Origin of the sequence: Corynebacterium sp. CCM 9204, assembly GCF_041357695.1 — a bacterium.
Lineage (GTDB): Bacteria > Actinomycetota > Actinomycetes > Mycobacteriales > Mycobacteriaceae > Corynebacterium.
The window spans coordinates 689,927-711,231 of sequence record NZ_JAUERX010000001.1 but is presented as its reverse complement, the minus strand read 5'-3'; the positions used below and the strand labels follow the sequence as shown (position 1 = coordinate 711,231).

The following is a 21,305-nucleotide window of genomic DNA, read 5'->3' as shown; positions in this document are numbered from 1 at the left end:
TGTCTGTCTCCTCGACCTAGTAGGTTCGCGCTCCTGTGGGCGGGGCTGTTCGATCTGAAGCATTTGACGAACGTGAAGCGAAGCGGAGCCGCTGCACGACTGTGAGGACCGTACCAACGGCGAGCACCCAGATCGAGATCTCAATCGCCCAGGGAACACCGAGCCCGGTCAATCCGATACCCAGCAGTCCGATGATCAGACGTTCGGGGCGTTCGATGAGTCCCCCGACGATGCGCAGACCGGATGCTTCTCCTCTCGCCTTCACGTAGGAGATAACCTGGGAACCGACCAAAACGACCAACGACGCAGCAACCACCGAGCCAGCAGCCTGGTGCGTGTAGATGAGCCACCAGGTTACGGCACCGAAGAATGCACCGTCGGTGATCCGGTCACAGGTGGCGTCCAATGTAGCACCGAACTTCGTTCCTCCACCCCGCATTCGGGCCATCGTCCCGTCGATCATGTCAAACGCAGAGAACAGACCCGTAAGCACAGCAGCGGCGAACAGGTGACCCGTGGGAATCAGAATCACGGACAGGGCAATAGCCAGGGTCGCCGAGACAACGGTGATCGTGTTTGGGGTGAGACCTAACCTGAGCATCACCCGGGCGACAGGTTCGACGACGACAGCGGCCGGACGTCGACCGCGTGCGCTAAGCATCCCCGCCTCCCAAAGGGGTCACCCAGGCATCCGCGAGAAGTCTTCTCGTGTCACGCAGAAGCTGCGGCAGAACCTTCGTTCCGTCAATGACCGTCATGAAATTTGAGTCACCGGCCCACCTCGGAACAATGTGCATGTGCAGGTGATCAGCCACCGATCCTCCGGATGCCCTGCCGAGATTCAGACCGACGTTGATGGCATCCGGACCGGAAACCGCCTTCACGGTTTTGACCGCGGTCTGCGCGAACACCATCAACTCCTTCGATTCTTCTGGGGTGAGGTCCTCGAGATTCGCCACCTTACGGTAGGGAACGACCATCATGTGCCCGGAATTATACGGGTAGAGATTCAACACGCAGTACACGAATGAACCACGGGCGATGATCAGGCCTTCCTCGTCGTCGAGTTCAGGAATCCGGAGAAAAGGATCAGAGACTCTTCCATCAGCAGCGCGCCCACCTGCACCGGGATCCGCGATGTAGGCCATGCGGTACGGAGCCCAGAGACGTTGCAGATGGTCGGGGTTCCCCAGGCCACTGTCGACGACGATTCCGTCAGCCGCCGCCTTCTCTCCCTCAGCGGCGGGCCGCAAGACGATCCTCATTCGGCTGATCATTGATCCGATCCCGGGCCCAGGAAACGATCAAATTAACCGCCTCCTCTACTGGCACTCCGTTCACCTGGCTGCCATCCAGGAATCTGAAGCTGACGGCGTCTGCCTCGACGTCGCGGGCACCCGCTAGGAGCATGAACGGCACCTTGCCGGTCGTGTGGTTACGGATCTTCTTCTGCATCCGATCATCCGATTCGTCAACCTCTGCGCGGATACCAGCACGCCGAAGCCTTTCGCATACTGAGTCAAGGTGCGGTGCGAAGTCATCCGCCACCGGGATACCGACGACCTGGTGCGGTGCCAGCCACACAGGGAAGGCACCCGCATAGTGCTCCAACAGCACACCAAAGAAGCGCTCGATGGAACCGAACAGCGCTCGGTGGATCATGATCGGTCGTTTCTTGGTTCCGTCAGAGGCCGTGTATTCGAGATTGAATCGCTCCGGAAGATTGAAATCGAGCTGTACAGTGGACATCTGCCAGGTACGACCGATGGCATCCTTAGCCTGGACCGAGATCTTCGGCCCGTAGAATGCCGCTCCACCGGGATCCGGGACCAGATCCAACCCGGAGTTGTGAGCCACCCGTTCGAGGATTTCCGTGGAGCGCGCCCAGATCTCGTCGGATCCGACACTCTTCTCTGCATCCCTCGTTGAGAGTTCGAGGTAGAAGTCATCCAGACCATAGTCTCGCAACAGCGAGATCACGAACTCGAGAACCGTTGTGAGTTCTGCTTCGAGCTGGTCATCGGTGCAGTAGATGTGTGCGTCATCTTGGGTGAACCCACGGGCACGGGTGAGTCCGTGAATGACCCCGGATTTCTCGTATCGGTAGACAGTCCCGAATTCGAACAGACGCAACGGCAGCTCACGGTAACTTCGCCCACGCGACGCGAAGATGAGGTTGTGCATCGGGCAGTTCATAGGTTTCGCGTAGTAGTCCTGCGGTTGTTTGGTGACGTTTCCATCCGCGTCAGTTTCTCCGTCCAACTGCATGGGTGGGAACATCCCGTCGGCGTAAAAATCGAGGTGCCCGGATTTGGCGAACAACTCCCCCTTGGTCAGGTGTGGTGTATTCACGAAACTATATCCAGCGTTGATGTGCTGACGCCGTGAATGCTCCTCCATCTCGAGTCGGACAATGCCACCGTTCGGATGGAAGACAGGGAATCCGGACCCGATGTCGTCCGGGAAACTGAAGAGATCGAGTTCGGTGCCGAGCCTTCGGTGATCCCGCTTCTCCGCCTCCGCGAGCATGGTCTGGTACGCCTCAAGTGCCTCCCGGCTCTCCCAAGCGGTACCATAGATACGCTGGAGACCGGCATTGCGTTGATCTCCCCGCCAGTAGGCCGCGGAACTACGGGTCAATGCGAAGGCTGGGATATACCGTGTCGTAGGCACGTGTGGACCACGGCAAAGATCATACCACTCAGGTTCACCGGTCCGGGGATTCACGTTGTAGTAGCCTGTCAGCTCGCCGGATCCCACCTCTGTCGCCTCATCGGAATCAGGGTCGACAGATCCCTTGTCCTGGATCAGCTCCAGCTTATAAGGCTCCTCAGCGAGAGCCTCTCGGGCGGAGTCAAGTGTCGGGAAAACCCTACGTTCGAACTTCTGACCCGACTTGATGATCTTCTTCATCCGCTTCTCCAGGGTTCGGAGATCGTCGGGGGTGAAAGGTTCTGCTGCATCGAAGTCGTAGTAGAAACCTCCCGTGATCGCGGGGCCGATCCCCAGCTTTGTACCGGGAAACTCAGCCTGCACGGCCTGCGCGAGAACATGGGCGCAGGAGTGCCGGATAACCGACCTCCCAGCCTCGGTATTCGCTGCAACGGGTGAAAACACCGTATCGGTGTCCGGGACATGAGAGAGATCAAAGAGCGTGCCGTCCGCATCAGCGACGCAGACGACGGCATCCGCCCCCTTATTGGGAAGGTCCAGTTCACGCATTGCTACACCTACTGCGGTACCTGCGGAAACTCGGATAGACGGATGAGATCCGGCGTTTGATTTGTCTGTGTTGCACACGATGCTGGTCGCGCTCCTTCTTGCGATCGGCGGAACCGGCATACCTGGCCGGATCCCGTTCACGGTGGTGGAACAGTAACGTCAGGCACCGGAATTCACCAGTGCCGGGCGGGCCCGTCGCCAGGGCGTCAGGTGGGCCAATGCCGGACCACCTGAACTCCGTACACTTCTGCGTGGCGGAGCGAACGAGGCGGAACGGCCAAACTGTCAGCCATCATCTTAACCCGCCGTCTCATTCTTCGAGGAGCGCGGCTCCCCAGTAGAGATCTCGGCCCCCCTGGGTTCGTCCGTCACCTGGCTTGCCCTCCTGGACCCCGGGCGGACAAGCGAATACGGCGGACCCGACGTGAACGATCCACTGGTTCAACCGATCCTTCTCATCGAGACGCTGTTGAATGGGCACAAACTGATCGAGCGGGTTCTTCTGGAAGCAGATGAAGACAAGACCCGCATTCGAACTTTGTCCGCTCCCGGGTTCCGGGGGAAGATCGTAGTTGAAGGCCCGCCTCCTGATCTTCTGATACGGCTCGTCCACCGGATTGGTCGAACGCGCGACGTGACTTGCCGGATCAATGACCGGCAACCCGTAAGAGTCCCTGGCTCCGAAGTCCGGGGCATCAAATTCGTCACTTCCGGTTAACGGTGCCCCACTTTCGAGTGTCCGGCCCATCACCACCTCACGGGAAGTCCTGTCCAGAATCTCCCACTCATCGAGGTTCATGGCTATACGGCGGACGACGAGAGCGGTACCTCCGTACAACCATTCGGGCCCTTCATCGATCCAAACGATATCGTCGAACTCTTCTTCGGTACGGGGATTCACCGTGCCATCCTTCTGCCCGAACAGATTACGGGGGGTCGCATTGTCCGGACGTCTTCCGTCAGAGTTGAGAAAACCCTGTTGGAACCACCTCACGGTGACATAGTCGACACCGGCTCTGATCAGGTGACGAGTAGCGTGCGATAACGTCACCGGGTCGTTGGAACAGATCTGGAGAACAACGTCAGCCTCACCCCATTTTTCCTCGAGTTGGTCGCGCGAAAAAGCTGGCAATGCTCCGAGCCAACCGGGTTTCGCTTCGGGACGTCCAATGACGTCGAAGAACCTGGCCCCGAAACCACAGGTTACCGTCAGGTTCGCTGGTGTATCCGCCATTTCGGGTTCGAGGTCACCGAGTGGTGTCTGCCCCCGGCAGAGCCGACGAGCGTCTTCCGTCCAGAGTCGCATCAGTCGTCTGGCCGAACCCCGGTCAGCGCCCTCAACGAAGGTGAACGCCACCAGGTTGAGGTGCGCCTGGAACGGCGTGGCTATACCCGCCTGGTGCTCACCGTCAAACATCACGGTCTCATTTCCAGGACGAGCATCCCCGATCTCACGATCACCTGGAGGAATAACCTCGGGCCCCAGATCCGAGCGAGTTTCCGGAGAGCAGGCGGCTAACCCCACCCCGGCAGCACCTGCGGACAAACCCGCGAGAAAACCGCGACGGGTCAGGGAACGCGGTACAGGGCAGGATGGGTGATCTGGTGACATCGGGTATCTCACCGGACTTTCAGGATGATAAGGCTGAGGTGTAGAAATTCAGTGACACGTGAGGTGCCCCCCCCCCCCCGGAAATACCGCCGGCCCCCCCGTCAGTTCCTTGCCTAACTATCATCACCATGTTTCATACCGTGGTCTCCGTGCGATGCATAATCTTCTTCACCTGCTGCGATCGCGCGAACCGGCACATCCTTCACCGTCACCTTCGTGCCATCCGACAACTCGAGAATGACATTGATGGTGGATCCCGCTTCAATGGCCCTATCATGGTTGAGGATCATCAGATGGTCGGCGCCAGGTTCCAGGATGTGCTTCCCGCCCGCCTTGATCTTGATTCCGCCGTCCTTTTCCCGCATCGTGCCATCAACGACCTCATGGATCTCGTAATCCGCGTCATCGAGCGAAGTGGTGAATCCGACCAGGGTGATGTCCCGGTCGGTTCGGTTTTCCAGAACCCCAAAAACAGCGGTCATCCCGGAGTTCTCCGGGATGGCTCTAACGTAACCGTCTTCGAGGTGCAACGCCACTTCCGTCACAGCATCAGCTACTTCTTCCTTGACGTCTTCACCAACTTCAGCAGCGGCAGAAGTAACGGCTGAAGTCGCATCATCCACGGACTCCTTCGTGGAATCGGAGCAGCCGGCAAGGATAAGACTCGCAGAGGCGAGGGTAGCGACGGTTGCACGGGTTAGGGTACGGGTGTTCATGGTGGACTCACTTTCTCTTCTTGAGGATCAGTCCTGCACCGACGATCACGAGGAGCAGGAGCCCGGCACCGATCGCGATACCGGGAAGATACGGGGTTGAGGATTCCGCGGAACCGGGCCGTGCGGAATCCCCCAGATTAGACTCCGACGCCAGCAGATCCTCCGACGGGACGCCTTCATCCGAAACGGTGAACGTGGTTCTGCCACGGGTAGCGTGCCCATCGGATGAGGTGATCTGGAATCCCACGGTATATTCGCCGGGCCCCGGAGTGATGTCATCGGGAACCGCCACCCGAACAATCTGGTCTTCGAGGGCCGGCTCATCACTGAAAAGGACAGTCGAGGTCTCAGTATCGCTCACTGCAACGGTATTGAAACTGTCCCGGGGAATACCGGAGAACTCCAGAATTATCTCACGCGGAAACACTTCCACCGTTGCCCCATCAGCAGGGGTTGAGTTGATTACGACGTCATGTGCAACCGCCCGGGTTTCCGACCACGCAGGTCCGAGGCCAGACTGTGCACCAAGGATGATCACGGACGCACAAAGCGCTGAAATGGCGCGCCCCATGCCACGACGGCACTGGTGTTCGGACTGCTGTCTCACATTCAACTCCCTGGGATTCTGTTGGATTTTCCGGGGTAAATCACCATCCAGCACCACTGGAACCCACATGCCGGAACGTGATCGGCCCCGATTTTCACGGCAGCCTCTTAGACTAGTCGGCTGCCGTTCCCCGGAAGTTCCCGCCAGCTTCGGATTCGCCCGAATCAGGAACAACGGAAACCTCATGAATGACCCTCCGGCCACAAATCTAACCCGTCATCGAAAGCAGCGCTCTGCCCTTCTCCCCGGACCATGCCACACGGCAGACCCGGCAAATGAAAAACCGCCCGAGGCAGGTAGTGCGCATGGGCGGTTCATTTGTGGTCCCAGCTGGGATCGAACCAGCGACCTTTCCGGTGTGAACGGAACGCTCTTCCACTGAGCCATGGGACCTCAAAACATAATGGTGACGATACTGAAGAAAAGAAGTAACCGTCTTCCACACAGAAGTTAACACGACCCTAAACCATAGACCTAATCGCCTGCTTGAACGGACAATTACCAGTCTAAATGGGCACGGACGGCCATAAGGCCATAGAAAATGATCCCGGCTCCGGGAGCAAGTCTTGACCACCAGAACATCCCGGAAGGGCGGACCAAAACCCACATCAAGGAGCGCTGGACTCCACACACCCGTCCGAACAACGGCTCGATCCCCATCCCCCAACACAGCTTAACTGGGGATTTGTGCACGGAACCGGATAGGGCTAGAGTTTGAAAACGCACCACACCGGATTCCTGATCCGGAGTATGTTGCGATGCGGATGTAGCGCAGTTGGTAGCGCATCACCTTGCCAAGGTGAGGGTCGCGAGTTCGAATCTCGTCATCCGCTCTGGTATGGTTTTCGTACCTGAACAACCACGGTGGAATGGCCGAGTGGTGAGGCAACGGTCTGCAAAACCGTGCACACGGGTTCGATTCCCGTTTCCACCTCCAGCTTCAAAGTCTTGCGCGTTTAGCTCAGCGGGAGAGCGCTTCCCTGACACGGAAGAGGTCACTGGTTCGATCCCAGTATCGCGCACCGGAGTCACACAACTCCTAAAAATGTGTGTGCGGATGTAGCGCAGTTGGTAGCGCATCACCTTGCCAAGGTGAGGGTCGCGAGTTCGAATCTCGTCATCCGCTCCAAAGAGGGGCATCTCGGTTAAATCCGGGATGCCCCTCTTCCTGTATAGTAGGAGCTCCGTATCCTCAAGGACATGATCCCCCTTTCCGATTTTCTGGAACCCGAACTCCTGATCGGACCAATCGCCGATCCTCACCAAGATCAGGTACGCGCGTTATCCGCCATGACACTCACCGGCGCCACAGCGATCGGCGGCAGTTCCCGTGCCATCGGAAATGCCACGGACACCGAGCTGCTTCTGGCACTACGCCGTTGGAGCGACGTTGTTCTCGTAGGTGCCGAGACCGTCCGTTCAGAGAACTACGGGGGTGTCGTGGTGGATACTGATACCCGTTTACGACGCGCGAAGGAGGGACGCGGTGAGGTTCCCCCTCTCGCCGTCGTGAGCCGATCCTTAGCTCTGTCCCCTGATTCCAGACTGTTCGCCGACACCTGTATCCCGCCGCTCATACTCACCCCGGAATCGTCCTACACCGATCCTGCACTCACCGATTCGCGGGAAATGATTAGGGGGACGGGAGCCCAGATCTTCTCGATTGGGGATGGTGATGCGCGAAAAATCATGGAGACACTACGTCGACTCGGCCATCGGAGGATTCTCTGCGAGGGCGGAGCATGCTTGCTCGGGCAACTCGTTCGTGCGGGACTGACAGATATCCATCACGTCACCATCGACCCGAGTCTCACGCTGCCCGCCGCCCCTCCGCTCATTTCGTCGCCCCCCGAGGATCTAGGAGGGGAACCAGAGCAGCACCAACTTGAGCTAGCGGACATGCAGGCGACGAAAGACGGATGCGTCTTTCTTCGTTACCACACGAGACACCCTGGTCCCACTCCCTGAGCAGGGCTGTTTCCGCGGTATGGTGGTGCAGTGACTGACCTAGCCCAATCCCGTTTGACAACACTCTGGATCTCCCCGGGTGAGCGCGCACCCGCAACCTCCCCGACCCCACGGACCACCGGTTTCGACGGTATCGGTCGAGTGGTCTTCTGGCCATTGTCGGTGATGCTGATCATCCACCGCATTCTGATCCTCTCCGTCAACGGATCCGTGACCGATGATTTCTCCACGGTCTACTACGCACTTCGCCGTTTCCATGAGGGGGTGCCGATCTACAACGAGGTCTACCACTATGTCGATCCACATTATCTGTATTCTCCGGGAGCCACGTTGGTGTTGTCCCCGCTGGGGATGCTCACAGATTTCGATTCCGCCCGGATGTGGTTCATCTGCATCAACGCTGGTGCGATCGTGGCGGGACTCGCAGTACTGACGAGAATGTTCGGGTATGCCTTGTCTTCAGTGGTTTTCCCCGGAGCGGTGTTCTTCACGTTTCTCACCGAAGCTGTCCGGAACACCCTTGTCTTCTCTAACATCAACGGGATACTCCTTCTCGCACTAGCCGCCTACCTCTACTGCCTGCTGCACGAACACAGGTGGGCCGCTGGCATTCTGATCGGGATGGCGATCCTCATCAAACCGATCTTCGCACCCCTGCTATTTCTCCCCCTGGTGAAGCTGAACTGGCGTACCGTCGCCATCGGCGTACTTCTCCCTGCGATCATCAACGCGATCGCCTGGCCAATTGTCCCCGGCGCGACCGATTACATCACCCGTACGATGCCCTATCTCGGAGAGGTCAGGGACTACGCAAACAGTTCACTCCCGGGTATCGCCACCTACTACGGCATGCCATGGTGGCAGGAGAAGTTCTGGTTCCTGTTCTTCGCGGGCTGCGTCACGGTAGGGACGTTCGTTCTTCTTCGCTGGCGCTACTCCGATCCTCTGCTCTGGCTTACGACGACCTCGGGTTTGCTTCTAGCAGGCGTGTTCCTGCTGTCCTCTCTCGGACAGATGTACTACTCGATGCTGTTGTTTCCGCTGCTGTTCACCGTTCTACTCCGACGCTCCCCAATGCACTCTCCCGTCGCATGGATTGCTGTGTACTGTTTCTTGTCCGCAGATGTATGGTTCTCCGATGAGTGGATCGATGCTGGCCGCGCGATCCACTATCTCAAACCGACCATCGGTTGGGCACTCATTGTGTTGACTATATCCGTGGCATCTGTCATCTGGTGGTGGCAGGAAAGGAACGGGCGAGCTGCAGTGGCATCTGAACCACCAGGAACCACGGTCCCATCCCCCACCACAACTGATTCAGCCCACCACCCCCGAGAAGAAAGCGAAGCGCAGGAACGATGACCGACTTCACCCTCATCCCCGATGACCAGTGGCGCAAACGGCTCTCTGCCGAGGAATACAGGGTTTTGCGGCAGGGAGGAACCGAAGCTCCCCACACAGGGAAATATACGGACACGGTCACTGAGGGCGTCTATTCCTGCCGTGCATGCGGTACCGAACTATTCCGGTCAACCGAGAAGTTCTCCGCTCACTGTGGCTGGCCCGCGTTTTTTTCACCCCTCGCTGCGGATCGGGTGATCGAGCGTGCGGATAACTCACTACCCGGGCGACCCCGCGTCGAAGTACTCTGCGCAGCATGCGATTCCCACCTGGGACATGTGTTCACAGGTGAGGGATACGACACACCGACGGATCAGCGCTACTGCATCAACTCAATCTGTCTCAGCCTCGAGGAGAAACCTCTCGACGAATCCTGAGAACCACAGATGCCCGCCTTTCCCGGTACGGGATTGGGCGGGCATCGACACGGATCAGGGAAGAACCGCGATGATCTCCTCGACATCATCGACACGTCTACCGGAGAAGAACGGAATCTCCTCCCGGACATGCCGACGTGCTTCCGTGTAGCGCATGCGGTACATCAGATCCACGATGCGGTGCATCTCTGGTGCCTCGAACGCGAGGATCCACTCATAGTCCCCCAGGGAGAATGCAGGTACTGTGTTGGCACGCACATCGGGGAAGTCCCGCGCCGCCATACCGTGTTCGACAAGGATTTTCCGGCGCTCCGCATCATCCAACAGATACCAGTCATAGGAACGGACGAACGGATAGACGGAGATCCACCGGCCTGGGTCCTCCCCCATGATGAAACTCGGGAGATGGGACTTGTTGAACTCTGCCGGGCGATGCAGCGCGGTTCCCGTCCAGAAAGCCTCGGTACACCGGCCGAGCGTCGTCGTACGACGAAAATCGTTGTAAGCCCGCTGGATATCCTCGATTTCTTCCGCATGCCACCAGATCATGACGTCGGCCTCAGCACGCAGTCCGGAAATGTCGTAGATTCCCCGGACCGTGACAGCGCTGTCCTCGAGTTTCTGGAAGAACTCCCTGGTGTCGACAATCGCTTGAGAGCGATCATCCCCGAGCGCCCCCGGAATGATCCGGAAGGTGGCGAACTGGGAGTACTGCTGCATCGAGTTGAGTCTCTCGAAATCCTTGCGCTGAGCCACGGTATTCGAGCTCCTTTCGTGGTGGGGTGGCCCCGAAACGGAACCACCGGTGAAACGTCGTCGGCATCATGTATTCACCGGCGAGCACTGCCATCCATCATAAGTTGGATACCCACCGGAGGGCGTGACCGCCCCCTCGGCGCGCCTCCCCAACCATAAGGTTTTGCGGCGTTAGGTTGAAACCCGTGACCGACTCCGAAGCTCCCCAGCATCCCGCCCCCGCCGGGACATCGGCCGACACCGGCGCTCCGCAGATGTTCAACGACGCTGTCGAATCCATGCACCGGGCCCGTCTACGTCCGGAGGTGTCCCTGGGAACCATCCGGCCGCCGCAACGGCTAGCCCCGTACAGTCATGCGATCGGACTCGAGATCGAACGCTCCACGAATGGAGACATCACCGCAGAGAGCGAAGGGGACGCATTCGGCAGATTGATCCTCCTTCACGATCCCGGAGCTGAAGAAAGCTGGGACGGCAAGATGCGTCTGGTCGCCTACATTCAGGCTGACATGGACGACTCCGTGGCCGGCGACCCATTACTGCCCGATGTCGCATGGGACTGGTTGAAAGAATCACTCGCCCACTGTGATGCCTCTCATACGAACCTCGGCGGGACCGTCACCTCCACTGCATCCGTCCGCTTCGGTGAAATCGGCGGTCCACCCCGCGCATTCCAAGTGGAGATGCGTGCGTCATGGACAGCGGTCGGCAACGACTTGACCGAGCACGTCGCCGCATTCAGTGAGTTACTGTGTCATGTCGCCGGTCTTCCCCCCGAGGGTGTCATTCCACTGAGTCAGCGGAGCTCCAGGCCCCACTTATGAATCTGGAGCAGTCAAAAGTACATCGCGACGGGTCTCCCGCACACCTCGGTGACAGTGAGGTCAACGTCATAGAGTGATGCCAGGTTTTCGGTAGTCATGAGTTCTTCTGGGGTACAACTATGCACGAGGGATCCATTCTTCATTGCGATGATCCAGTCGGAATAGGCTGCAGCGAAGTTAATGTCGTGAATCACGACGACAACTGTGCGGCCCAATTCCTCCGCTGTCCGCCGCAGCAGTTTCATCATCGCCAAAGAGTGCTTGATATCGAGGTTGTTCAATGGCTCATCGAGCAATATATAGTCGGTTTCCTGGGCCAGCACCATCGCGACAAATGCCCGTTGGCGCTGCCCACCGGATAGTTCATCGAGGTTACGTTCGGAGAACTCCTCCAGTTCCAGATACTCCAACGCACGTTGTATGGCTTCCTCATCTCGCTGCGTCATTTGTCCGGCGCTATGGGGAAACCGACCGAAAGCGACGAGGTCACGGACGGTAAGTCGAACAGCGACCCGATTCTCCTGGCGAAGGACGGACAGGATCTGCGCGAGCTTTCGGGAGGGAGTTGACCTGACATCATGCCCGTCGACACTCACGGTTCCGCCGTCCGCCCGAATCAATCTGCTGATAATTCCGAGCAAAGTCGATTTACCGGCCCCATTGGGCCCAATCACACTGGTCACGCCTCCCGTTGGGATGTCCACGCTGACATCGTTAACAACCGTGTTGGAGTCGTATTTCTTGGTCACACCGGCGATTCGAATCAACGGCCCAGGCCTTTCTTTGACAGCAGAAGGTAGAGGAACAGAATTCCGCCAGCAAACTCGATTATCACCGAGAGGGAGGTTTCAAAGGAAAACAGCTTGCCGAGGACCCACTGGCCCACCACGAGGAACACCACACCGAGGGCAGAAGCGACCGGGATGGTCCATCCGTGCCTGTCACTGCGGACAAGCAGGTACGCAAGGTTGGCCACGAGCAGGCCGAAGAAGGTCACTGGGCCGACGAGAGAAGTAGAGACGCTCACCAGGATGGAGCAGAGGACGAGTGCGATGATCACTTCACGTCGGTGATTGACCCCGAGGGATACTGCAGTCTCCCTCCCGAGGAGCAGTACGTCGAGCTGCCTGCGCCGACCCAGGAAAATACCGACGCACACGACGGTGACAACGGCAGCCCACGGCAGCAGATGCTTGTCCACCACGGAGAATGTCGCGAAGAAGACGTCCTGCAACACCTGGTATTCACCAGGGTCGAGCATCCGCTGCAGCAGCGCGGACAGGGAACGGAACAAAACGCCCACCACGATTCCGATGAGCAGCAACAGGTCGATGGAGGTCCGCCCGCCCACGAAGACAACCGAGAAGAGAAATAGTGAAAAACCGACCATGATGGCCGTGTTAACGAAGAACATCACGACCGACGGAGTTGTCGAGAAGAACATCACCCCCAACCAGTACACGATGATCGTCTGGATAAGGAGGTAGAGACTGTCGAAGCCCATGAGCGCCGGAGTGAGGATCTTGTTGGCCGTAATCGTCTGGAAGACAACGGTGGAGGCTCCGATCGCCACCCCCACGATGACGAGGCCAGCGACCGCCGACAACCGGAGTTTGAGTACGAATTTCCATGCAGACGGGAGATCCCAGGTGAGGGAGAAAACAACACCTGCGGTGGCCAGAGACATGAGGCCCACGACAAGGAGAATTCGGGAACGATCAGCCTTACGACGCCGTTCTCGTTGTTCATCGATGACGGACCGAGTGTTCGTCATCGATGAATTGTCAGCTACGGACACGGGAATTCCTCCGGAATAGGATCACCAGGAAAACAGCAGCGCCGATGACTCCCATCACCGTGCCGACGGGCATTTCATAAGGGAACCGGATCGTGCGTCCGACAAGGTCGCAGACCATGCACATCATCGCTCCGATTAACGCTACCCAGGGCAGAGACCGCCTGGTGTTGTCCCCCATCACCGCACTCACGAGGTTCGGGACAACGAGACCAAGAAACGGGATAGCCCCCACAACGGTTACTGTCACAGCGGAGACCACCGATACGACTGCGAGGCCGAACGTCTCCACGGCACGAGCATTGACGCCCGCGTTCACGGCGTAGGAACGCCCAAGTCCCAGAAGTGTGAAACGGTCCGCTGCCGCGTAACTGACGATCACGAGCACACCGATGATCCACAGCAGCTCATAACGGCCACGTAAAACCCCTGCGTAGCTACCCAACTGCCAGGAGCCGAGGGATTGGAGGAGGCCGTAATTATAGGCAATGAACGTCGCGACTGCTCCGATGACGCTACCGAGCATGATACCAACCAGTGGAACGGTGAATAGTCCGGGGTTGGGGATCCGCCGAATCGCGCCGAGGAACAGCGCGGTTCCGGCTAGAGCGGTCAACGATGCTGCCGTCATCTTCCATCCGATCGGTGCCGCCGGAAAGAAGAGGGTGACGAGGAGTAACCCGAGTGCCGCTGACTCAGTGGTACCGACAGTCGATGGTTCCACGAAGCGGTTCCTGGCCAGTAACTGCACGAGAAGCCCCGCCACCGCGATCGTCGCACCCGAGAGCACTATGGCGACGGTACGCGGTATCCGCGAGACAACCATGATGCGCCAATCTGAGTCGGCAACGCCGACGAACAGACTGAGAGCAGACAATGCTGCCAGCACCAGGATCGCTGGAAGCAGCAGCGTCGTTGAGTTGAATTTCATCCCGACAGGTCAGCCCTTGTACGCAGATCCGGCGGCATCGATCATCTTCGACATGGTGTTCAGCCCGCCGATGACGAGGTACCAGTCCGAGGAGTCAAGGTAGACGATGTTGCCGTTCTTCGCGGCCTTCGTGTTATTGATCAGCTCATTGTCGAGGGTTGCTTCTGCGGTACTACCATCGCGTCCGATCGCTGCATCCCGATCGACGACAAACAGGTAGTCGGGGTCAGCGTCCGCCACGAACTCGAAGCTGATGGGATCGCCGTGGGGTCCAGCCTCTTCAACCTTTGCCGCAGGAGTGTAACCGAGATCGAAGATCGTACCGAAACGAGATTTTTCGGAGTAGGTCGACAGTTCACCGCCACTGGTCATAATGACGAGTGCGGTGGGCCCACCAGCGGAGATCTCCTTCTTGTACTCGTCGGCCTTCTTCTCTAATTCGTCGGCCTTCTTCTCTGCTTCTTTACCGACACCAAAAACGGTACCGATCATCTCGGCGGATTCCGCGTTCGACTTGAGGTAATCATCATATTCAACAGTGATGTCGATCGTCGGTGCGATCTCGGACATCTGGTCATAGGTCTTCGCGGTCCGGCCACCGATGACGATTAGGTCAGGTTCGAGAGATGCGATCGCCTCATAGTCCGGTTCGCGGAAGGAACCGACGTTCTGCTTGTCCTCGTAACCGTCAAGAATTTCCGGGTTCGCGCCACCGGAGGCAACCCCGACGATGCGGTCACCGTAACCGAGAGTGTCCAGGTAGTCGACGCCGGAATAGTTCATGACAACGATCTTCTTTGGCTCGGCGGCGATCTCAGTCTCACCTTGTCGGTGCTTCACAGTCACCGGGTAATTGGCCGTAGCTTTGTCATCTCCCGATGCCGCAGCCGTCGAACTCACCCCACTGGATCCGGCAGTGGCCTCCCGATCAGTGTCATCGGCCGCAGATGAGCAGCCGACAAGTGTGAGAGCTGCGGCGACGGCAACAGCAGTGACACGGGTCCTGATAGTCATATTCTTCCTTATCCTTCAGATCTTGAGGTGTCGGGACCGCCCGCACCAAGCCATATGACTGAACTGGTTTCCCCGGAGGCACTCACCGTGGGACGGCACCCGCTTTCCAGCCGCACAACAAATGAGACGCCCCAGCCGACAGCACACGTACTGCACTATCTAGCACTATCTAGCACTATCTAGCACTATCTAGCACTATCTAGCACTATCTAGCACTATCTAGCACTATCTATGACTATCTATCGGTCGAGCATCCTCCCATTTGCGAACGACCGTGCCAGGATAGCGCAGGCTCCCCTATGAAAACCATAACCAAATCCGCAATCTGAAACCTTCACCCCCAGTTGTCCATATTCCTAAACCCAGCCTAAATAAACTAGAAAACACCGAAAACATTAGGCCAGCATCAGCCTGTGGCAGCCATGAACAGCAGGGACCGCATTACACTTGGCCCTTATGGCAGTACCCCTCACATCACCGACCGAAGGAACACCAGGGCTCATCGACCACGCCCCGGGATTCAATGGCGCGGCTGAGCTGCTTGCCGCAGGCCGAGGTCCTATCGCCGTAGATACTGAACGTGCATCGGGCTACCGATACGACGAGCGAGCATTCCTGATCCAGCTCCGTCGCCGCGACACCGGGACCATCCTCCTGGACCCTGAAGGCATGCGTAGGGAGCTGCGTGCGGCATTAGCCCCGGTCCTGAATTCCGCGGTCTGGATCATCCATGCCGCTCCCAGTGATCTCCCATGTCTCAGCAAGCTGGGTTTGTACCCGGCCGATCTCTTCGATACCGAACTAGCAGGCCGGATCGCCGGGATGGAACGGGTCAACCTGGCCGCCATGGTCGAGGACGTCCTCGGTTACACACTATCCAAAGGGCATGGACAGGAGGACTGGTCGACACGCCCGCTTCCCGCCGACTGGCTGGACTATGCTGCGTTGGACGTCGAGCTGCTCAACGAACTCGCAGAGGCCATGACCGAGATCCTCGACAACAAGGGAAAACTCGACTGGGCAGTACAGGAATTTCACCATATCCTGCGAACACACAGGCGCGATACAGATTCAGGGTCTACAACGTGGGCACAAGCCAAAGGCATCAATGGCCTGAACCGGCCGGAGCAGCGCGCCGTAGCACGTGCACTATGGCTGGAACGGGACCGAATAGCACGCCAGCGGGACTGCGCAGTACATAGAATCCTAAAAACGAGGACGATGATAGAAATTGCGCGACGATTACCCGATTCACCCCGCGAGCTCACCACCATCAGTGGTTTCCCGAGGAGGGACGAACGTACTCGATCACGATGGATGTCAGTCATCAATAACGCACGCAACAGCCCTCAGTCATCATGGCCGACGCTTCCCGCCCACAATGCGCAGCATGTCCCCGGTAGATCTGCTTTCGCTTCCTATCCCAAGGTCAAAGCGTCTCTCACCCGTGCGAGGGAGTCTCTCACGGAAATTTCCGGGCAGGTTGAGGTTCCGGTAGAAAATATCCTCGCTCCCGCCACACTTCGCTCTGTGGTGTGGCACGCTGTGGAAACCAGGCGGATTCGATCGGTCGGCGAGCTGATCGACCATCTGGAGAGGATGCAGGCCCGCCCATGGCAGATGGAACTCAGCGTCCCGGTACTCGCCCAGGAGCTTCTTTGACACCTCTCCTATGTTCCCAGGGGACGAGAAACAATCTCCCCGGCTAGTTGTCGTCCGGATCCAGCAGGGAATCATCAGATCCGATGGTCCTGAGCCAGATATCGATTTGCTCGGTGACCCCGTCAACATCCAGGCCTAGTTCCTCGAATATCTCGGCCCGCGACGCATGATCCAAAAATCGCTCCGGTACGGCCATCTGCCGTAGTGGGGTATCGATCTCACAGGCGTTGAGCGCCTCTGCAATAAGGGACCCGATACCACCATGGACGACCCCGTCTTCGAGAGTTACCACGAGATCGTGGTCGGCAGCCAGCCCCGGAATGGAGGGGGCAACCGGGATAACCCACTTGGGGTCAATCACGGTCATATCGACACCCCGTTCCCTCAGTTTATCCGCCACTGCCACAGCAGTATGCGCCATGCACCCGACGGAAACGAGAAGAACCGACGGCACCGTGTCCGTTTCCTCGCCAGCGTCCTCTTCCTGATGGCTGCAGTCCGAGTAGACGAGAACATCCACTCCGTCGCCGAGGCTGAATACGGGCGGAAGCTCATCGGGCAACGAGCCTTTCGGAAAACGTACAACACTCGGTCCGTCATCAATCTCCGTGGCTTCACGCAGTAGCTCAGTCAAACGCAGGCCGTCGCGGGGAGCAGCCACCCGGATTCCCGGGATGATACCCGTAACAACCAAATCCCAGACACCGTTATGACTCGCGCCATCAGAGCCGGTGACTCCCGCACGGTCCAGAACCAGAGTAACCGGCAACCTGAGTAGTGCCACATCCATGAGAAGTTGATCAAAAGCACGGTTGAGGAACGTCGAGTACACCGCGACGACCGGGTGCAGGCCTCCGAGAGCGAGTCCTGCGGCAGAGGTGAGCGCGTGTTGCTCAGCGATACCGACGTCAAAGAACCTGTCCGGATATGCAGCCCCGAATTGCGCGAGTCCCGTGGGGCCCGCCATTGCAGCGGTGATTGCGACGATGTCATCACGCTCAGAACCAAGCTCAACAAGTTCAGCCGAGAACAGACCAGTCCAACCAGGAGCCGAAACACCAACCGCTTCTCCGGTGAGAGGATCAATGATACCTGTCGAGTGCATCAAATCAGCAACGTTATTCTCCGCTGGTGCATACCCACGCCCCTTTTCGGTGACACAGTGCACGATGATCGGTCCCTGATGTTCCCGCGCATATCGGAAAGCGTTCTCGAGACTCTCCAGGTTGTGCCCATCAACCGGGCCGATGTACTTCATTCCCAGTTCAGGGAACATCTCACTGGGAATCATCGAATGCCTGACACCTTCTTTCACCGCCCTAAGGGCTTCGAAGGTACGTCGCCCAATCCACCCCATCGAGTTCAGGGTGGACTTCCCCTGCTCCATAAAACGGTCGTAGAAAGGCTGCATACGCAGAGACGCGAGATTCTCCGCGAGACCACCGATGGTTGGGGAGTAACTTCGGCCGTTGTCATTGACAACGATCACAACCCGCCGATCGCGCCCTGCCGCGATGTTGTTCAGTGCCTCCCAACACATACCACCCGTAAGCGCGCCGTCTCCGACCACGGCGACAACCGTGCGGTCGGTCTGACCGGTAATCTCGAAGGCCTTCGCCAATCCATCGGCGTAGCTCAGCGACGCCGACGCGTGGGACGATTCCGTCCAATCATGCTCACTTTCACTACGGCTGGTGTACCCCGAGAGACCGGCCTTCTGGCGGAGCGAATCGAACCGGTCGGCACGTCCTGTGAGAATCTTGTGAACGTAGGACTGGTGGCTGGTGTCGAATATGAGTGGATCATGTGGTGAGTCGAAAACTCGGTGCAGCGCGATCGTCAGCTCGATGACACCGAGGTTGGGACCAAGATGTCCCCCGGTTGCGGAGACCTTCTCCACAAGGAAGTCGCGGATCTCCTCCGTGAGTCCCTTCAGCTCGAGATCGCCGAGGGCCCGGAGGTCAGCGGGTGTGTGGATACGGTTGAGGATCTCCATTGGCGTGAGTCAGACACCTTTTCTTTCGTCGGGTCCTGTCGGTGGGTGGCCGAGACCCTGATCGGACACGCCGTCCGGCTGGGGACGACCTGGTGGTCGGCGCACTCGTCCACGGTTCGTTCTCCACCGGATCACGGTAATCCGTGATGACGATAGTGCCGCCAGGGGCTGAAACAGCGGCTGCCCGGGAGGACATTGTACGAACCGTTGCTGTCGAGACGCCACGGGACAACCGGGTACGGTTGTTCCGTCGATCTTACCCCGTGGCGGATTCTGGCTGCCAGCAGACACGAGAACCCAGGGAGCGTGCAAGACTCTTCCCGAAGATGGTCTCTTCCTAGCGAGCTTCGTTGTCACGGCTCGGTAAAAGCAGACCGAACGCCTCGAGATGGTGGGTTCCCGGAAACGCTCCGGCTACCGCAAGCCGAGCCAATGTGTAACCGCCGATATTCCAAGAGGCGATATCCCGCGCGAACGTGGCTGGATCGCACCCGATGTGAACGACCGCCGCCGGGTGCGCCCGCGCAACAGCCATCACGGTTTCTACACCTGCTCCAGTACGCGGTGGATCAAGGACCACCACGTGAGGTGCCGGTAACTGCGGTACCTCCGCCGCAACCTGTCCCGTCCTGAAGGTAACGGGCAGCTCCGTCAGTGCATCCCGTCCACATTCGGCGGCCATACCCGACTGCTCCACGGAGAAGACCGACGCCCGAATCGCTCCGTGGGAGGATTTCAGCGCATCCAGCAGAGCGGGCGCAAAAAGACCCGCTCCGCCGTAGAGATCCCAACCGACGAGCGTGTCTGGAGTTGTTTCCGTTACTTCTCCGGCCTCTTCCAGTGCCGTGGAAAGCCATGCTCGGACCACTGAGGTGAATACCTCCGGCGCCTTGATGTGTGCCTGCCAGAACGCTGTCGCTGGGAGGTGGTAGGTGTGTCCGCCGACTTTCTCGGTACAAACACCACTGCCTTCCAGCGTCCGTCGAACCAATTCGATTCTACGTCCCCTGGCAGGGCGACTGGATTCAACCACATGCCGGTCACCGGCGGAGTCCACGGCGACGATGAGTTCAGCACCTGGGGTGAAACGGGCGGAACCTGCACCGACGATTCCGTCCAGCATGCCCGGGAGAGCCTGCATACACGGAATGGAGAGCAAATCGTGACTGCCCGCGATACGGGTTCCTGCATGTCCTGTGGCGTCAACACCGAGCCGGAACCGGGTACGCCAACCTGATGCGGGCTCGAGGGGGATGGTTTCAATTTCCGGGATCTCCGCTGTCTCAAGACGTCCGATTCTCCGGAGCTGATCAAGCAGCACCTCTTTCTTGAGCTGGTCTTCGACGCCCGGGTCGACATGTCCATAGTCACAACAGCCTGCGCCTCTCGCTGCCGCTGGACAGCGCTGAGCCACACGATACGGCGATGACTGCACGACGTCGATGATCCGCGCCGTAGTGAAACGTTTCTTCACCTTGGTGATCTCGGCCCGGACGACATCTCCTGGAAGGCCACCTCGGACGAAAACCACACGTCCGTCGGGAAGTTGCGCAATGCCTTCTCCCCCGTGTGCGGGACGATCGACGGTCACGGTGACGCGGTCCCCGACACCGACGGCATTCTGCTCGTCGGTGTCGGAACTGTCGGTGGTTGTGGTTTCACTCAAGGCGGATCCAATCGATTCAAATGGGTAGAGCGGAAAATTGAAAAGTAAAAGTGTCAGATGCGGGGGTCGGTCAGGTGATTCACTTCCGAGTCATCCTGCGGCAAGCCTCTCCCGGTGCTTTCCTCCGCAGGATAAGCCGCTTCAATCGCCGCAGAAGCGCGCCGAACGGCCCACACCGTGAGCAATGCGGCCACACCGGTGAGTGGCCAACCCATTGCGATCCGGGCAACAGCGAGAGCATTCGTGGCATCCGCATCGTAGAGATGACGCTGCACGATGAATCTCGCGAGGAATACCGCTGCCCAGGCTACTGTCGCCCAGGTGTACGCCCGACGGGCCCCCGGAACGTTCCGCCACGACATGTCGTGACCATTGAGGCCACGCCACGTGACACCGACCATGGGCCAACGCACGACTACGGAACCGAGGAAAACCACCGCGAAAAGCAGCGACATCCAGATCCCGTAGAGAAAATACGCCTTGGCGTCCCCGGTGAAAAGGGCGAACGCCGCGCCTATGGCGACCCCGACCAGCCCCGAGATCGCGGGCTGCAGATTCTCCTTCCGTGCCAAGCGCCAGGAAAAAACCACCAAGGCCACGGACAGTGATGCGAGCAGTGCCCACATCAACCCGAATCTGTTGTTGATCGGAATGAGCACCAGGATGGGAAGAGTCGAGGACACGAGGCCACCGAGCCCGCCCATCTGTTCGAGCAGCGTCGGGGCGGGCACCTCATCGCTATCAACCATGCGGCGATA

At 58.6% G+C, this 21,305-nt stretch carries 19 protein-coding genes and 5 tRNA genes; 9 read left to right on the top strand and 15 right to left on the bottom strand.

The annotated features are described in order from the left end of the window. Positions 1–16: 16 nt before the first annotated feature. From pgsA to QWU43_RS03110, 7 genes are all read right to left on the bottom strand, one after another. Positions 17–661 carry a phosphatidylinositol phosphate synthase gene (gene pgsA / locus QWU43_RS03140; RefSeq protein WP_370914055.1) on the bottom strand — a complete coding sequence of 215 codons (645 nt, stop codon included), beginning with the start codon at positions 659–661 and terminating at the stop codon, positions 17–19. Further along, complete coding sequence (locus tag QWU43_RS03135) at positions 654–1,265, bottom strand: HIT domain-containing protein (protein ID WP_370914054.1); 612 nt, start codon at positions 1,263–1,265, stop codon at positions 654–656. Before QWU43_RS03135 ends, pgsA begins: the two co-directional genes overlap by 8 nt. Next, complete coding sequence (gene thrS / locus QWU43_RS03130; protein ID WP_370914053.1) at positions 1,237–3,222, bottom strand: threonine--tRNA ligase; 1,986 nt, start codon at positions 3,220–3,222, stop codon at positions 1,237–1,239. Before thrS ends, QWU43_RS03135 begins: the two co-directional genes overlap by 29 nt. Before the next feature lie 310 nt (positions 3,223–3,532). Beyond that, a complete protein-coding gene (locus QWU43_RS03125; RefSeq protein WP_370917088.1) occupies positions 3,533–4,834 on the bottom strand; it encodes a Dyp-type peroxidase in 1,302 nt (433 codons plus the stop codon). Positions 4,835–4,947: 113 nt separating this feature from the next. Beyond that, entirely contained in the window at positions 4,948–5,550 is a 603-nt protein-coding gene (locus tag QWU43_RS03120) for a copper chaperone PCu(A)C (protein ID WP_370917087.1), read from the bottom strand. A gap of 7 nt (positions 5,551–5,557) precedes the next feature. Beyond that, positions 5,558–6,157 (bottom strand): copper resistance CopC family protein, encoded by a 600-nt coding sequence (locus QWU43_RS03115; protein ID WP_370914050.1) that lies wholly within the window; start codon positions 6,155–6,157, stop codon positions 5,558–5,560. A 321-nt stretch (positions 6,158–6,478) separates the two neighbouring features. Beyond that, a tRNA-Val gene (locus QWU43_RS03110) sits at positions 6,479–6,550 on the bottom strand. Positions 6,551–6,917: 367 nt separating this feature from the next. Here QWU43_RS03110 and QWU43_RS03105 point away from each other — a divergent pair. The 7 genes from QWU43_RS03105 to msrB all read left to right on the top strand — a co-directional run bounded on the left by QWU43_RS03105 (position 6,918) and on the right by msrB (position 9,903). Then, positions 6,918–6,990: transfer RNA gene (locus QWU43_RS03105), tRNA-Gly, on the top strand. Between the two features lie 30 nt (positions 6,991–7,020). Beyond that, a tRNA-Cys gene (locus QWU43_RS03100) sits at positions 7,021–7,094 on the top strand. A 13-nt stretch (positions 7,095–7,107) separates the two neighbouring features. Then, positions 7,108–7,179: transfer RNA gene (locus QWU43_RS03095), tRNA-Val, on the top strand. A gap of 31 nt (positions 7,180–7,210) precedes the next feature. After that, positions 7,211–7,286, top strand: a tRNA-Gly gene (locus QWU43_RS03090). 71 nt (positions 7,287–7,357) lie between these two features. Further along, a complete protein-coding gene (locus tag QWU43_RS03085; RefSeq protein ID WP_370917086.1) occupies positions 7,358–8,125 on the top strand; it encodes a pyrimidine reductase family protein in 768 nt (255 codons plus the stop codon). 30 nt (positions 8,126–8,155) lie between these two features. After that, a complete protein-coding gene (locus QWU43_RS03080; protein ID WP_370914048.1) occupies positions 8,156–9,487 on the top strand; it encodes a glycosyltransferase family 87 protein in 1,332 nt (443 codons plus the stop codon). Then, entirely contained in the window at positions 9,484–9,903 is a 420-nt protein-coding gene (msrB, locus tag QWU43_RS03075; protein WP_370914047.1) for a peptide-methionine (R)-S-oxide reductase MsrB, read from the top strand. The genes QWU43_RS03080 and msrB overlap by 4 nt, the downstream gene beginning before the upstream one ends. A 54-nt stretch (positions 9,904–9,957) precedes the next feature. On the opposite strand, the gene hemQ is transcribed toward msrB, so the two are convergent. Beyond that, positions 9,958–10,659 (bottom strand): hydrogen peroxide-dependent heme synthase, encoded by a 702-nt coding sequence (hemQ, locus tag QWU43_RS03070; RefSeq protein ID WP_370914046.1) that lies wholly within the window; start codon positions 10,657–10,659, stop codon positions 9,958–9,960. Positions 10,660–10,844: 185 nt separating this feature from the next. On the opposite strand from hemQ, the gene QWU43_RS03065 reads away from it, so the two are divergent. Further along, the gene (locus QWU43_RS03065) at positions 10,845–11,483 is read left to right on the top strand and encodes a DUF3000 domain-containing protein (protein ID WP_370914045.1); all 639 of its coding nucleotides are present in this window, start codon (positions 10,845–10,847) and stop codon (positions 11,481–11,483) included. Positions 11,484–11,494: 11 nt separating this feature from the next. Here the strand turns inward: QWU43_RS03065 and QWU43_RS03060 are convergent, their stop codons facing one another. From QWU43_RS03060 to QWU43_RS03045, 4 genes are read right to left on the bottom strand one after another with little or no spacing between them, the layout of a single operon-like run. Continuing rightward, the gene (locus QWU43_RS03060) at positions 11,495–12,250 is read right to left on the bottom strand and encodes an ABC transporter ATP-binding protein (RefSeq protein ID WP_370917085.1); all 756 of its coding nucleotides are present in this window, start codon (positions 12,248–12,250) and stop codon (positions 11,495–11,497) included. Continuing rightward, entirely contained in the window at positions 12,247–13,257 is a 1,011-nt protein-coding gene (locus tag QWU43_RS03055) for an iron chelate uptake ABC transporter family permease subunit (RefSeq protein ID WP_370914043.1), read from the bottom strand. Before QWU43_RS03055 ends, QWU43_RS03060 begins: the two co-directional genes overlap by 4 nt. A 10-nt stretch (positions 13,258–13,267) precedes the next feature. Continuing rightward, positions 13,268–14,209, bottom strand: coding sequence for an ABC transporter permease (locus QWU43_RS03050; protein ID WP_370914042.1), 942 nt, complete (start codon positions 14,207–14,209; stop codon positions 13,268–13,270). A 9-nt stretch (positions 14,210–14,218) separates the two neighbouring features. Beyond that, positions 14,219–15,223 carry a siderophore ABC transporter substrate-binding protein gene (locus tag QWU43_RS03045; protein ID WP_370917084.1) on the bottom strand — a complete coding sequence of 335 codons (1,005 nt, stop codon included), beginning with the start codon at positions 15,221–15,223 and terminating at the stop codon, positions 14,219–14,221. A 456-nt stretch (positions 15,224–15,679) separates the two neighbouring features. Here QWU43_RS03045 and QWU43_RS03040 point away from each other — a divergent pair, with 456 nt between their 5' ends. Beyond that, a complete protein-coding gene (locus QWU43_RS03040; RefSeq protein ID WP_370914040.1) occupies positions 15,680–16,885 on the top strand; it encodes an HRDC domain-containing protein in 1,206 nt (401 codons plus the stop codon). Positions 16,886–16,928: 43 nt separating this feature from the next. On the opposite strand, the gene dxs is transcribed toward QWU43_RS03040, so the two are convergent. The 3 genes from dxs to QWU43_RS03025 form a co-directional block, all read right to left on the bottom strand. Then, entirely contained in the window at positions 16,929–18,881 is a 1,953-nt protein-coding gene (gene dxs, locus QWU43_RS03035; protein WP_370917083.1) for a 1-deoxy-D-xylulose-5-phosphate synthase, read from the bottom strand. 337 nt (positions 18,882–19,218) lie between these two features. Next, complete coding sequence (locus QWU43_RS03030; protein ID WP_370914038.1) at positions 19,219–20,547, bottom strand: class I SAM-dependent RNA methyltransferase; 1,329 nt, start codon at positions 20,545–20,547, stop codon at positions 19,219–19,221. A gap of 53 nt (positions 20,548–20,600) precedes the next feature. Continuing rightward, positions 20,601–21,296 carry a DUF3159 domain-containing protein gene (locus tag QWU43_RS03025; RefSeq protein WP_370914037.1) on the bottom strand — a complete coding sequence of 232 codons (696 nt, stop codon included), beginning with the start codon at positions 21,294–21,296 and terminating at the stop codon, positions 20,601–20,603. Positions 21,297–21,305 lie beyond the last annotated feature (9 nt).

Bases quoted from the DNA above. Each gene is read 5' to 3' on its own strand.
- pgsA (WP_370914055.1), bottom strand. From the start codon at position 661: ATGCTTAGCGCACGCGGTCGACGTCCGGCCGCTGTCGTCGTCGAACCT.
- QWU43_RS03135 (WP_370914054.1), bottom strand. From the start codon at position 1,265: ATGAGGATCGTCTTGCGGCCCGCCGCTGAGGGAGAGAAGGCGGCGGCT.
- thrS (WP_370914053.1), bottom strand. From the start codon at position 3,222: ATGCGTGAACTGGACCTTCCCAATAAGGGGGCGGATGCCGTCGTCTGC.
- QWU43_RS03125 (WP_370917088.1), bottom strand. From the start codon at position 4,834: ATGTCACCAGATCACCCATCCTGCCCTGTACCGCGTTCCCTGACCCGT.
- QWU43_RS03120 (WP_370917087.1), bottom strand. From the start codon at position 5,550: ATGAACACCCGTACCCTAACCCGTGCAACCGTCGCTACCCTCGCCTCT.
- QWU43_RS03085 (WP_370917086.1), top strand. From the start codon at position 7,358: ATGATCCCCCTTTCCGATTTTCTGGAACCCGAACTCCTGATCGGACCA.
- msrB (WP_370914047.1), top strand. From the start codon at position 9,484: ATGACCGACTTCACCCTCATCCCCGATGACCAGTGGCGCAAACGGCTC.
- QWU43_RS03055 (WP_370914043.1), bottom strand. From the start codon at position 13,257: ATGACGAACACTCGGTCCGTCATCGATGAACAACGAGAACGGCGTCGT.
- QWU43_RS03050 (WP_370914042.1), bottom strand. From the start codon at position 14,209: ATGAAATTCAACTCAACGACGCTGCTGCTTCCAGCGATCCTGGTGCTG.
- QWU43_RS03045 (WP_370917084.1), bottom strand. From the start codon at position 15,223: ATGACTATCAGGACCCGTGTCACTGCTGTTGCCGTCGCCGCAGCTCTC.
- QWU43_RS03040 (WP_370914040.1), top strand. From the start codon at position 15,680: ATGGCAGTACCCCTCACATCACCGACCGAAGGAACACCAGGGCTCATC.
- dxs (WP_370917083.1), bottom strand. From the start codon at position 18,881: ATGGAGATCCTCAACCGTATCCACACACCCGCTGACCTCCGGGCCCTC.
- QWU43_RS03025 (WP_370914037.1), bottom strand. From the start codon at position 21,296: ATGGTTGATAGCGATGAGGTGCCCGCCCCGACGCTGCTCGAACAGATG.